The 12,761-nt window shown below is 51.0% G+C and carries 12 protein-coding genes and 1 tRNA gene; 9 read left to right on the top strand and 4 right to left on the bottom strand.

Translation table 11 applies throughout. The features are described from left to right. Nucleotides 1–3: 3 nt before the first annotated feature. The 5 genes from B4923_RS13505 to rmf all read left to right on the top strand — a co-directional run bounded on the left by B4923_RS13505 (nt 4) and on the right by rmf (nt 6,069). On the top strand, nt 4–1,917 hold the full coding sequence (locus B4923_RS13505; protein ID WP_109054891.1) for an ABC transporter ATP-binding protein: 1,914 nt from the start codon (nt 4–6) through the stop codon (nt 1,915–1,917). A 173-nt stretch (nt 1,918–2,090) separates the two neighbouring features. After that, the gene (gene pqiA / locus B4923_RS13510; RefSeq protein ID WP_281261840.1) at nt 2,091–3,413 is read left to right on the top strand and encodes a membrane integrity-associated transporter subunit PqiA; all 1,323 of its coding nucleotides are present in this window, start codon (nt 2,091–2,093) and stop codon (nt 3,411–3,413) included. Next, nucleotides 3,370–5,040 carry an intermembrane transport protein PqiB gene (gene pqiB / locus B4923_RS13515; RefSeq protein WP_425428629.1) on the top strand — a complete coding sequence of 557 codons (1,671 nt, stop codon included), beginning with the start codon at nt 3,370–3,372 and terminating at the stop codon, nt 5,038–5,040. Before pqiA ends, pqiB begins: the two co-directional genes overlap by 44 nt. Continuing rightward, on the top strand, nt 5,040–5,609 hold the full coding sequence (pqiC, locus tag B4923_RS13520) for a membrane integrity-associated transporter subunit PqiC (RefSeq protein ID WP_109055017.1): 570 nt from the start codon (nt 5,040–5,042) through the stop codon (nt 5,607–5,609). The genes pqiB and pqiC overlap by 1 nt, the downstream gene beginning before the upstream one ends. A gap of 292 nt (nt 5,610–5,901) precedes the next feature. Further along, nucleotides 5,902–6,069, top strand: coding sequence for a ribosome modulation factor (gene rmf / locus B4923_RS13525; RefSeq protein ID WP_009113168.1), 168 nt, complete (start codon nt 5,902–5,904; stop codon nt 6,067–6,069). Nucleotides 6,070–6,552: 483 nt separating this feature from the next. Here the strand turns inward: rmf and B4923_RS13530 are convergent. Beyond that, a tRNA-Ser gene (locus B4923_RS13530) sits at nt 6,553–6,642 on the bottom strand. A gap of 277 nt (nt 6,643–6,919) precedes the next feature. Between B4923_RS13530 and B4923_RS13535 the strand changes: the two genes are divergently transcribed. Next, the gene (locus B4923_RS13535) at nt 6,920–7,657 is read left to right on the top strand and encodes a phosphatase (RefSeq protein ID WP_109054894.1); all 738 of its coding nucleotides are present in this window, start codon (nt 6,920–6,922) and stop codon (nt 7,655–7,657) included. 30 nt (nt 7,658–7,687) lie between these two features. Then, on the top strand, nt 7,688–8,257 hold the full coding sequence (locus B4923_RS13540) for a TorD/DmsD family molecular chaperone (protein ID WP_109054895.1): 570 nt from the start codon (nt 7,688–7,690) through the stop codon (nt 8,255–8,257). A 63-nt stretch (nt 8,258–8,320) separates the two neighbouring features. Here the strand turns inward: B4923_RS13540 and B4923_RS13545 are convergent, their stop codons facing one another. The 3 genes from B4923_RS13545 to mdtH form a co-directional block, all read right to left on the bottom strand. Next, on the bottom strand, nt 8,321–8,884 hold the full coding sequence (locus B4923_RS13545) for a lipoprotein (RefSeq protein WP_109054896.1): 564 nt from the start codon (nt 8,882–8,884) through the stop codon (nt 8,321–8,323). Between the two features lie 181 nt (nt 8,885–9,065). Next, nucleotides 9,066–9,713 carry a glutaredoxin 2 gene (gene grxB, locus B4923_RS13550; RefSeq protein ID WP_109054897.1) on the bottom strand — a complete coding sequence of 216 codons (648 nt, stop codon included), beginning with the start codon at nt 9,711–9,713 and terminating at the stop codon, nt 9,066–9,068. 275 nt (nt 9,714–9,988) lie between these two features. Beyond that, a complete protein-coding gene (gene mdtH / locus B4923_RS13555; protein ID WP_109054898.1) occupies nt 9,989–11,194 on the bottom strand; it encodes a multidrug efflux MFS transporter MdtH in 1,206 nt (401 codons plus the stop codon). Between the two features lie 315 nt (nt 11,195–11,509). Between mdtH and rimJ the strand changes: the two genes are divergently transcribed. After that, nucleotides 11,510–12,094 carry a ribosomal protein S5-alanine N-acetyltransferase gene (rimJ, locus tag B4923_RS13560; RefSeq protein ID WP_109054899.1) on the top strand — a complete coding sequence of 195 codons (585 nt, stop codon included), beginning with the start codon at nt 11,510–11,512 and terminating at the stop codon, nt 12,092–12,094. A gap of 9 nt (nt 12,095–12,103) precedes the next feature. Next, the gene (locus B4923_RS13565; RefSeq protein ID WP_109054900.1) at nt 12,104–12,739 is read left to right on the top strand and encodes a YceH family protein; all 636 of its coding nucleotides are present in this window, start codon (nt 12,104–12,106) and stop codon (nt 12,737–12,739) included. Nucleotides 12,740–12,761: the final 22 nt, after the last annotated feature.

The following is a 12,761-nucleotide window of genomic DNA, read 5'->3' on the forward strand; positions in this document are numbered from 1 at the left end:
CAGATGTCATTAATCAGTGTATCGGGCGCATGGCTGTCCTTCAGCGATGCCCCACTGTTAGATAACACCGAGCTTCATATTGAAGATAACGAACGTGTTTGCCTGGTCGGTCGTAATGGCGCAGGCAAGTCAACCTTACTGAAGATACTGGCAAAAGAAATCCCGCTGGATGATGGGCGCATTACCTATGAGCAGGATCTGATTGTGGCGCGCTTACAGCAGGATCCGCCGCGTGACGTTGCTGGCAGCGTGTTTGACTTTGTCGCCGAAGGGGTAGCCGCTCAGGCGGATCATCTGAAAAGCTATCACGCGACGCTGCGTCTGGTTGAAACCGATCCCAGCGAAAAACATCTGAATCAACTGGCGAAGTTACAGGAAATTCTTGAGCACCAGGGGCTGTGGCAGTTGGAAAGCCGTATCCACGAAGTGTTGGAGCAACTCGGCCTGAGCGCGGATGCGCCGCTGGCCTCGCTGTCAGGCGGCTGGTTACGTAAAGCCACGCTGGGGCGGGCTTTGGTCAGCGCGCCAAGAGTATTGCTGTTGGATGAACCGACCAACCACCTGGATATTGAAACCATCGACTGGCTGGAAACGTTTCTTAAAACGTTTCAGGGCAGCATCGTATTTATCTCGCATGACCGTTCGTTTATTCGCAATATGGCAACCCGTATTGTTGATCTTGACCGCGGCAAACTGGTTTCGTGGCCGGGAAATTACGATAAATATCTGGAAGGTAAAGAAGAAGCCCTGCGGGTGGAAGAGCTGCAAAATGCTGAGTTCGATCGCAAACTGGCGCAGGAAGAAGTCTGGATCCGTCAGGGGATCAAGGCACGTCGTACCCGTAATGAAGGCCGTGTCCGGGCGTTGAAGGCCATGCGTAATGAACGTTCACAGCGGCGTGAAGTCATGGGAGCGGCAAAAATGCAGGTGGAAGAAGCCGCCCGTTCCGGCAAGATCGTGTTTGAACTGGAAGAGGTTAACTACCAGATCGGCGATAAAGTTCTGACCCGCAATTTTTCCGCACAGGTACAGCGCGGCGATAAAATCGCGCTGGTCGGGCCGAACGGCTGTGGTAAAACCACGCTGCTGAAACTAATGCTGGGTGAACTGACGCCCACCAGCGGGCGGGTACATTGCGGCACCAAGCTGGAAGTGGCTTATTTTGATCAGCACCGCGCCGAGTTGGATCCTGAACGTACCGTGATGGATAATCTGGCGGAAGGTAAGCAGGAAGTGATGGTAAATGGTCGCCCGCGCCATGTGCTTGGCTATCTGCAAGACTTTCTGTTCCACCCGAAACGCGCCATGACGCCAGTGAAAGCCCTGTCCGGGGGCGAACGCAACCGTTTATTACTGGCGCGACTATTTCTGAAACCCAGCAACCTGCTGATTCTTGATGAACCAACCAACGATCTGGATGTGGAGACGCTGGAACTGTTGGAAGAGTTGATCGATGGCTATCAGGGCACGGTGCTGCTGGTCAGCCACGATCGTCAGTTTGTCGATAACTCGGTAACGGAATGCTGGATCTTTGAAGGCGATGGAGTGATATCTCGCTATGTCGGCGGCTATTACGATGCCCAGCAACAACGTGCCGAGTCGACACCGCTGCGCACCGTATCGGCCCCGGCCGCAGCAACACCCGCGACGTCCGCGGCCAACACCGCACAGCCCGCTAAACGGAATGCAGGTAAACTAAGTTATAACCAGCAGCGTGAATTGGATCAGTTACCGCTGAAAATCGAGCAATTGGAGCAGGAAATCAATAGCTTGCAATCAAAAATGAACGATGCCGAATTCTTTAGCCGCCCGCACGAGGAAACGCAACAGGTACTGAATGCGCTGGCGGAAGCGGAAAAAACGCTGGAAACCTGTTTTGAGCGTTGGGAAGCGCTCGAAGCACAAAGGAATGGTTAATACATATCCGATCTTATTCACGATGCGGGCTGGCTTTAACGCGAATTACGCTCTGAAGGGCTGAGTCATTTCGGGTGACGGCTGCAACTTAAAAGATGACGACGGATATCGTCGCAGATGGCTTGACGTTGTTCTTTCGGCAACGTCAGGCGCGTCTCAGAAGGAGGTTATTCGTGTGTTCTCATAGCGATGCTCATGACGATAAGGTTTATGTTCACGAAGACGGTCTTCATGAGCACCATCATGATGATTACATGTTATGCCCGCAGTGCGATCTGTTGGTTAAACTGCCGACTTTGTCGCACGGACAGAAAGCCGTTTGTCCTCAGTGCAAAACCGGATTAACCAGTTATCAAATCGAGCCTCGCAAACGTACCGTCGGGTATGCGCTGAGTGCGTTATTCATGCTGGTGTTGTCAAATCTGTTTCCATTTGTGTATATGCGCGTTGCCGGCATTACCAGTGAAATCACCCTGTTTGAGATACCCAAAGTCATGGTGACGGACAATTACGTCAGCGTTGCCAGCTTGTTTATGCTATTTGTCCAGCTTGTTCCCGCGTTCGGTATGGTGACCGTGATTTTGCTCTGTCTGCATGTCTCGTTGCCGTTAGCGCTGAAGAAAATGATGGGGAAAGCGCTATTTCATCTGAAAAGCTGGGGGATGGCGGAAATTTTTCTGGCGGGCGTGCTGGTGAGCTTTGTAAAACTCATGGCTTATGGCGACATTGGCATCGGGACCAGTTTTCTGCCTTTTGTGTTGTTCTGCATATTGCAGCTGCTGACGTTTCAGCGGCTTGACCGCCGTTGGTTGTGGAATGATATCGTGGCGCCCCCCGCGTTACCGGCGGTGCCGAAACCAGGGACCAGTGGCTTGTCTCAGGGATTTCGTTCGTGCTCATGTTGTACGGCTATTTTGCCTGCGGACCGGTTGGTTTGCCCGCGCTGTCACAGCCATGGACATGCGCGACGGAAAAACAGTTTGCAATGGACAATGGCATTATTGATTACGTCGATTCTGTTGTATATCCCCTCGAACCTCATGCCGATTATGGTGACTGAAGCATTAGGGGATCGAATGGGATCCACCATCATGTCTGGCGTGGTGCTGCTATGGAGCGCTGGTTCGTATCCGGTGGCGATGGTGATTTTTGTTGCCAGTATTATGGTGCCATCTTTGAAAATGCTGGCGCTGGGCTGGCTGTGCTGGGTTGCCAATGGCAACGGTAAGCGCGACAGCGAGCGGATGCATGTGGTTTATGAAATAGTCGAATTTGTCGGACGGTGGTCAATGATCGATGTGTTTGTCATCGCCGTATTATCGGCGTTGGTGAGAATCGGCCGGTTAATGAGTATTTATCCTGCGGTGGCGGCAGTGCTGTTTGCCGCAGTGGTGATCTTGACCATGTTTGCGGCGATGACTTTCGATCCCCGTTTATTGTGGGATAGTCGTGATGATGTTCTTAAAAATAAGGAGTCTTCCGTTGACGAAAGATAAACATGCCGTTGCGGATATAGAAACGATCAAACGCTGGTCACCGGTCTGGATTGTGCCGATTGTAACGGTACTGATTGGTGCCTGGATATTATTTTATCATTTCAGTCATCAAGGGCCACAAATCACGCTTGTTACCAGCAATGCCGAGGGGATTGAAGCGGGTAAAACCATGATCAAGAGTCGCAGCGTTGATGTCGGCATGGTGGAAAGCGTCGTGTTGAGCGATGACCTGCATCAGGTTGAAATCAAAGCCCGTTTGCATGACGGTATGGATAAACTGTTAAAACAGGATTCGGCTTTCTGGGTGGTGAAACCGCAGATTGGTCGTGAAGGCGTTTCCGGTCTTGGGACGCTATTATCCGGCGCGTATATTGAGCTTCAGCCAGGTTCTCACCACGATGAAAAGAGAGAATTTTCGCTATTGGATACACCGCCTTTGGCGTCACCGGATGCCAAAGGGATGCGAGTCATTCTGGATAGTGAACAGTCTGGCCAGTTGAACGTTGGCGATCCGGTGCTGTTTCGGGGATATCGTGTGGGTTCGGTTGAAACCAGTGAGTTTGATCCGAAAGCACGTAAAATGCGTTATCAGCTGTTCATTTCCGCGCCTTATGACGGTCTTGTCACCACTAACGTTCGTTTCTGGAAAGACAGCGGCGTTGCGTTTGATATGTCTGCGCAAGGGATGCGGGTGGAAATGGGATCGCTGGCGACGCTGTTCAGCGGCGGGGTGAGTTTTGATGTTCCTTCCGGTTGGGAACTGGGTAACCCGGTGGAGCAACGGGCGGAGTATCGGTTGTTCGATAGCCAGCGTAGCATTCAGGATTCGCTGTATACCGAATACAAAGAGTATCTCATGTTCTTTAAGGAATCGATCCGTGGGTTGCAGGCGGGGGCGCCGGTTGAATTCCGGGGCATTCGCTTGGGGACGGTGGCGGAAGCTCCATTCTTCCCACGCAACATGAAGCAGGACCTCGATGATGATTACCGCATTCCAGTATTGATTCGTATTGAGCCAGATCGGTTTGAGAAGCGAATTGGCAATAATTTCGATTTTGAGCAGCATTTGAGAATGGCGCAGCCTATGGGTTTGCGAGCGGCGCTCAAATCCGCCAACTTGCTGACCGGTGCGCTGTATATCGATCTTGATTTTTATCCCGCGGAAAAAGTGAATAAAAAGCTGGTAAACGTGGATGGCTATCCCGTATTGCCGACGATTGATGGCGGTCTGTCGCAAATTCAGCATAGGCTGATGTCGGTACTCGACAAGATTAATGCCCTGCCACTTAATCCGATGGTGACCGAAGCGACGCAGACGCTGGCGGAAAGTCAGGCCACCCTGCGTGAAATGCAGAAAACGCTGGCTGCGCTTAATCAGATTACGTCCAGCAAAGCGATGCAGGATTTGCCGCAGGATATGCAGCAAACCTTACGTGAGCTGAATCGCAGCATGAAAGGCTTCCAGCCTGGATCACCGGCTTACAGTAAAATGGTGGCGGATATGCAGCGTCTGGATCAGGTCTTGCGTGAATTGCAGCCAGTGCTGAGAACCTTGAATGAAAAAAGCAATGCATTGATCTTTGAAGCGCCGGCTGGCAAAGATCCTCAGCCGAAGAGGGCAAAATGATGACGAAAGTATGGACTCTGGCAGTGGTGCTGCTACTGGGCGCTTGCAGCAGCAGCCCGCAAAAATCTTACTATCAGTTACCGGCGGTGTCGGATGCGGGGACATCGAGCGTGACAACGACCCATGCCCGACAGCTATGGCTTGAACATATCAGCGTCGCCGATTATCTGGGCAATTCAGGGTTGGTTTATCAGACCAGCGATGTGCAGTATGTTATCGCCAGCGATAACTTGTGGGCGAGTCCGCTGGATCAGCAACTTCAGCAATCGTTAGTCACTGAACTGGAAAGCAGGATGCCAGGCTGGATTGTGACGACTCAATCACAGGGTAGCGATCAGTCAGTATTAAACGTTACCGTCACGGCGTTTCATGGCCGCTACGATGGTAACGTGGTGATACGCGGCGAATGGATCTTGAATCAGTCAGGCAAGGTGATGAAGCGTCCGTTCAATGTCACTTTACCGCAGACGGAGGATGGCTATGACGCATTGGTCAAAACCCTTGCTCAGGGTTGGCAGCAGGTTGCGCAATCCATCGCCCAATCCGCTACTCAGTCCATGACACAATAGGCTCAATCATCTGACCAGATTATTGCATCGCTAATCTGGACGCATCAAACCTCAACCTCTGAAAGGGTATTCTGTCGCGTATACCCCTTTCAGAGGTTTTTTTATTTTTCAATGCGTTAATTTTCGCTTTTCTTTTTCTGAGGAAAACTCTCATTTGTAGATCACAAATATGACATTGGCGTGAATTTTGCGACTTGATCTTTGGCTACAGAATGGTTATTGATAGTCTGTGGTTGCTTATAAAGTAATCATTGTTTTCTTTCCACCAGATAAATAATGAGGGAAATAAGGCATGAAGAGACAGAAACGCGATCGCCTGGAACGGGCTCATTCACGGGGTTATCAAGCAGGTATTTCCGGCAGACCGAGGGAACTTTGTCCCTATCAATCAATAAATGCCCGGTCCTACTGGTTGGGAGGCTGGCGACAAGCCATGGAGGACAAGGCGGTTACCGCGTAGCCCGTCTTGTCATGATGATAAGGGAACGCCTCCGCTTATGCGGAGGCTTTTGTTTTTATGGGATCTGGCAGGAAAGAAAACGCCTCTGACAAACCTCTGCTGCCAACCAGCATATTTCACGGTTTTTCTCCTTGCTGGCGTAAAGAATTATGCTGAGGTGGGCATGAACGCCGAGTGAGCGACAGGACGTCGCGAAAGCCAGTGCCGCGTTGGGAACGCGTCACTAGCGGCTCGTATAGCGGGCATGAACGCCGAAGGCACCGCGTTAGCGGCATAATTTTCGCCAAAAGCCCGGGTTCTCAGGGCGCTGGCGATTGAGCGCCCTGAGTCGTGCGTGGCGCCAGTGACGCAGAGAGATACCGCTTATTTATCACGCACGAAACCGTCCCCGTGCTTTGCATAGTGGGGAATCATTCCGTGATGTGAACGTTTGTCATCAAACTCAAACGCTCTTGACTTACGTCAAGAGCGTTTTCTTTTATATGGCGGTGAGGGAGGGATTCGAACCCTCGATACGTTTTCACGTATACACACTTTCCAGGCGTGCTCCTTCAGCCTCTCGGACACCTCACCGGGGTCATCAGCATGTGGTGCTGGGGACGGCGCTAATGTAGGGAAATTGCGTAACAGCGTCAACAAACTTCTGCGCCTGACTAGTGCGTTTAGCTAAACTTAACGCAATTTGTTGCTTTACTCGCCATTTCATCCGTTTTTATCGCCCAATGCACCACGGCGTCTCACCAAAATAATGTTTCAATTATGTTAAGTTGCGGTTGTTGAGTCGTTCGTTTGCTGTGCGATAACCCCAAAAATGTTATGCTATTAATCAAATGCTGACTCAGGAGAAACCATGTATCCCGTCGATTTACATATGCATACCGTTGCCAGTACTCACGCGTACAGTACGCTGCATGACTATATTGCTGAGGCAAAACAAAAAAATATTCGCCTGTTCGCTATTACCGATCATGGCCCGGATATGGCCGATGCGCCGCACTACTGGCATTTTATGAATATGCGCGTTTGGCCTCGGCTGGTCGATGGTGTGGGCATTCTGCGTGGAATCGAAGCCAATATTAAGAATATTCAGGGCGAAATTGATTGCACCGGACCGATGGTGGATCAGATCGATTTAATTATTGCCGGATTCCATGAGCCGGTTTTTCCACCCCAGGATAAAGAGACTCATACTGAAGCGATGATCGCCACCATGGCAAATGGCGATGCGCATATTATCAGTCATCCCGGCAACCCGAAGTTCCCGGTTGATATCCGGGCTATCGCCGAAGCCGCAGCCAAATATGATGTCGCGCTGGAACTCAATAACTCTTCTTTTATGCATTCCCGCAAGGGAAGCGAACCGAATTGTCGTGCCATTGCCGAAGCCGTACGTGATGCCGGCGGGGTCCTTTCTTTAGGTTCCGATTCCCATATTGCCTTTTCTCTGGGAGACTTTACCCACTGCGAACGTATTTTGCAGGAAGTGAATTTCCCGCAGGAGCGGATTTTAAACGTAAGCCCTCGACGAGTGCTGGATTTCCTGGAGCGGAAAGGAAGACCGGCAATTGCCGAACTGGCTGATTTGTGACGCTGTCACTTAATAATAACAGGTTTCTGAATGAACGAATTTTCTATTGTTTGCCGTATATTGGGTTCCTTGTTTTATCGTCAACCACAGGATCCGGTACTGGCGCCGGTGTTTGCGCTCATCAAAGAAGGCAAGCTTCAGCAGCACTGGCCGCTGGAACAGGATGCTTTGCTGGAAAGGCTGCAAAAAGGTTTCGACCTTCCCGCCATGGAGGCTGATTATCAGGCTCTGTTTGTCGGTGATGATTGTGCCGTGCCGCCGTGGCGTTCAGCTTATGAAACCGATGAAAAGACGGATGTTCGCACTTTTTTGCAACAGCGTGGCATGCCGCTGAATGCAGGGCCGGTTGATCATTTTGGCGGTTTGTTGTTGGCGGCATCCTGGCTGGAGGATCAATCACAGGATGATGAGACGGCAGCACAAATCGCACTGTTTGATGATTATCTGCTGCCCTGGAGCAATCGTTTTCTGGGTAAGGTTGAAAGTCATGCCGCTACGGCATTCTATCGCTCACTGGCTATCGTCTGCCGTGAAGCACTGGAAGCCATGCGCGATGAATTGGATGAAGACGTTAACGACGCGTCGGATGATGAAGAATAACGGGGTCGGAAAATGGGAGGCGTTTGCGGAAATCGCACCGTAAACGCCTTTTACCTGACGCTGTTAGTCTGTGAACAGAATAACAATTTGTCCTGGCTTGATTTCGATGCCTTTCGCCATTCTTTTCGCCAGCGCTTCAGTGGTGCTGTTATCCGCATTCAGAATATAGGCTGGTTTTTGATCAAAGTAACTTTTCAGCGATTGATCCAGATAGGGACTTAACGTCTTCATCACCGTTTGCATTTTTTCCGGCTGAACGGTGTAATCAACCAGTTCCATCTCTTTCAGATAGATAGCTCCCTGAGCCTTATCGAACACGGGCTGTGCTTTCAGGGTCAGCTTCAGATCGGCGGTCTGGTTACCCAGCAGAGAGCTGATATCCACTTTAGCATTACCCGATAGGGTAATTTTCCCCGGTTCGGCTCTGCCAATCTGACTGGCCAGATCGGACAGAATAATATTGGCATCCACCACGCCGGGAACGCCCAGCTGTTTTTTATAATCATTGTGTTTTTGCAGGTATTCGTTAACTTCCTGCTCGCTTAGTGTGTATTGCGTCAGTTTATTGCAAGCGCTTAGCGTAAAAGTGAGCAGCAATGCGGTTGCCGCCAATCCTAACTTCTTCATTATTTTGACCTCAATCAGGCTTCCTGCGAGTGTAATCCGGTAACTCATATGCAATCACAGGGTGCATGCTTACCACATCCATACCAATCAGATAGCGCTGAAAACAAAGAATATAGCCTGCGGTGAACAGGAACAATCAAGAAAAATGCCGCTTCATGGAGAAGCGGCAAGCCGGCGTCGATTACTGCGCCAGACTACTCAACAAAGTGACCTGAGTTTGTTTGGCCATATTGTCACGGTAGTCGGCAACGCGAGATGGCGGCGTGACGCCCGCAACAATCGACAGGGAGCGTAACAGCGGGAACAGATGGATATCATCCAGAGACAGTTCGCCGTTGCAGGCATTGGGACGCTCAATGAGCGGATCCAGATCCGACAGATCATTGTTCAGCTTTTTAATCAATCCCTTCGAATGGCTGAGGTGTTCAGCAAAGCTGCCTAACTGGGCTTCTTTTTTCTTGGTGAAATACTGACGGGCGGAAGCGGAAGCAAACTCCTCGAATGACGCTTGGGCAAAGCGGGGAATAATCAGACGCGGAGTATAGTCGGATACCTTGCGCAACCAGGCCGCGATGGCCGGATTGGCCGGGCCGGTCAGGAGCGGTTTCCGGTCGTAGTTATCAATGAAATGGACGATATCCAGACTTTCCGGCATATAGCTGCCATCGTCCTTTTGCAGGATGGGCACCATTTTTTGACCAATCAGTCTGGTTGGCGTCTCTTCATCGTCATTCGCTAATATTTGCAGTTCAACAGGGATATTCTTCAGGCCGAAAATCATACGTGCCTTCACACAGTAGGGACAGTGATCGTAAATATATAACTTCATACTTGTTATCCTCTGGTTCACTGATGCACCCGTTGTCTTGAAATGGCGCGATCGCCCTAATTACCGTTCATGCAGAACATCGGACTCGTTCGTTACCGACAGGCTGCCACATCGCGACGCCGGGTATTAAGACAATGGCCGCGAGGGCGGCCGGGATATACTCCACAAACAATCAATAACAATTATTTGAATGTATTAGGAAAGTATGGAGCGCTTTACCGACGAGATCAAATCACCCGTTTAAAGACGGCTCCGGGCGTCTATTGGGTAGGCGCTTAGTGGCCGCCCAGCATCGCGGGTTCAATGCGGCGTTGATTGAACTGCCAATAAAGTGCCGCCAGAGTGAGAAAACCGATGGTGCCCAGCATGAACCAGGGCAGTTCCGGCTGATTGAGCGCATGCCCGGTATCGAACAGCCAGCCACCGCCGCTGTAGCCAATCGCGCCGCCCAGCGCGAGTCCAAGACGACTGAATCCCATATAGCTGCCTCTGGCGCGAGCATCGGCCAATGAGGCGTTCAGCGTTTCACGGGCGGGTTCCGCAATAATGGAGCCGATATAAAACAGGCTGATCAGTATCAGCAAAGATTGCAGGCTGGTTGCCAGGCCGATCGGGAACATGCTGACCGACATGATAAACAGACCAGCCATCAGGCGTTGTTCCAGACGAAAACGTTTTTCGCTCCAGCGGGCAATAGGATAAAGCAGCGTCAGTGACAGCGTCGCTTCAATCGCATACATCCATTTTATCGCGGCGGGCGTACCGGCAATTTCATTCACCATAATGGGCAGCATCAACAGCACCTGAACCGCCAGCATGTAATAACCCGTCAGCGTCAGCACATAGGTCAGGAAACGACGATCGCGAATAACGCGCGTCAGGCCTTCCCGTATGGGGGTTTTAACCATCGAGGTACGGTAGGCGGGCAAGAGCCACAGGTTCAGCGCCGCCGCCAGCACGAAGATCACCGCGCCCACCCAGCAGACGATTTCGAAGTCATACCGGAGCAGCCAACTGCCGATAAGTGCGCCGATCACCGCTCCCGCGCTATCCTGCATCATCAGCAAGGAGTAGAAACGGCCGCGTTCCTGGGGACGAATCAGCTTGACAACCAGCGCGGTCCTTGGTGGATCGAAAAGCGTTCCCCCTAAACCGGAGAGGGCGCAGGAGAGCCACAATAGCCAGGGTTCATCGGCAATCGCCATGAAAACGAAGCCGAAAGCGCGTAACAACATACCGGTGACAATCATCGGTTTTGCGCCGAAGCGGTCGGCGATGGCGCCGCCGAAAACCCCCAGACCCTGCTGAATAAACTGGCGTAGTCCCAGTGCAATACCGACCAATAATGCCGCCCAGCCAAGCTGATCGACAAAGCGAATGGAAATAAGGGGAAAAACCACGAAAAACCCCAGAACCACCAGCATATTATCCAGCAATAAAAAATATTTGCCCAGGCTCCGAGCTTGCGACATCAGAGGCATGTATCACCACAAAAAGAAGAGAGGAAAATAACAGACGTGACTATTTTGTACTCTATTTTCCATTTGGAATAGCCCATTGATGGATAATATTTTTTTATCGAGTGAACGTTATCTGAGTAGCATTTTTTGCCTAAAAAATAAATTTATTGATTCGATCGAACAATAACTCAGCGAAGGGGATTTTACGCCAGAGAATTTATGCGGTTATAGTAAGCGTTATCGGTCATGCGCGGTATTTTCTGCTGTCAGAGAATATTTATTTTTTTTGCCCCGATGAATTTTACTTATCGAACAAACTGAAATCTGGGGGGAGGAATGTTTGGCTACCGTTCTACGCCAGCAAAAGTTCATTTAATAACCGATCGGTTAGTGGTGCGTTTGGCCCATGAGCGCGATGCATGGCGTCTGGCTGAATACTATTCGGAAAATCGTGATTTTCTCAAGCCCTGGGAACCGGTGCGTGACGCCAGCCACTGCTATCCATCCGGCTGGCAGGCACGATTGAGCGTCATTAACGATATGCATAAACAGGGCAGCGCCTACTATTTTTTGCTGCTGGATCCTAATGAAACCGAAGTGCGGGGCGTGGCCAACTTTAGCAACGTGCTGCGCGGTTCCTTTCACGCCTGTTATCTTGGCTACTCGCTAGGGGAGAAATGGCAGGGGCAGGGGCTGATGTATGAGGCCCTGCAACCCGCGTTGCGTTACATGCAGCGTCAGCAATACATGCACAGAATTATGGCCAACCATATGCCACATAACCATCGCAGTGGAAATTTACTGGCCAGACTGGGATTCGAACGTGAAGGTTACGCGAAAAACTATCTGCTGATTGATGGAAAATGGCAGGATCACGTTTTGACGGCCTTGACCAACCATGACTGGAAACCACAGCGCTAAGGAACCATGATGAAATATCAGCTAAGTGCCCGCGAGGCCAGAGTGATTGGCTGCATGCTGGAAAAGCAAATCACGACGCCGGAACAGTACCCCATGTCGTTAAATGGTGTTACGACGGCATGCAATCAGAAAACGAACCGTGAACCCGTGATGGAGTTGCACGAGAGCGACGTTCAGCAAACGCTGGATTTGCTGGTGAAAAAACACTTTCTGCGCACGCTCAGCGGATTTGGCAATCGGGTTGTGAAATATGAACATCGCTTTTGCAATTCAGAATTTGGCGATCTAAAGTTTTCGCCTGCGGAAGTGGCGCTGGTGGCGACCTTGCTGCTGCGTGGCGCGCAGACGCCGGGTGAACTGCGTACGCGTGCGACCCGTTTGTATGAGTTTGCCGATGTAAGCGAAGTGGAAAAGGGATTGGAACACCTGCAACAGCGGGAAGATGGTCCCTTTGTGGTGCGTCTGGCGCGAGAACCGGGCAAGCGGGAAAGCCGTTATATGCATCTCTTCAGCGGTGAGCCAAGTGAAACGTTAGCCGCGGCGGACGAAACGGCGTCTGACGATCTGTCGCTGGCCGAGCGGGTGGAAACGCTGGAAAAAGAGGTCGCAGAGCTGAAACGTCAACTTGCCGAACGTTTATCGTAAAAATATTAATCGCCGTTGGAGA

This window comes from Brenneria roseae subsp. americana (assembly GCF_003115815.1).
GTDB lineage: Bacteria > Pseudomonadota > Gammaproteobacteria > Enterobacterales > Enterobacteriaceae > Brenneria > Brenneria roseae.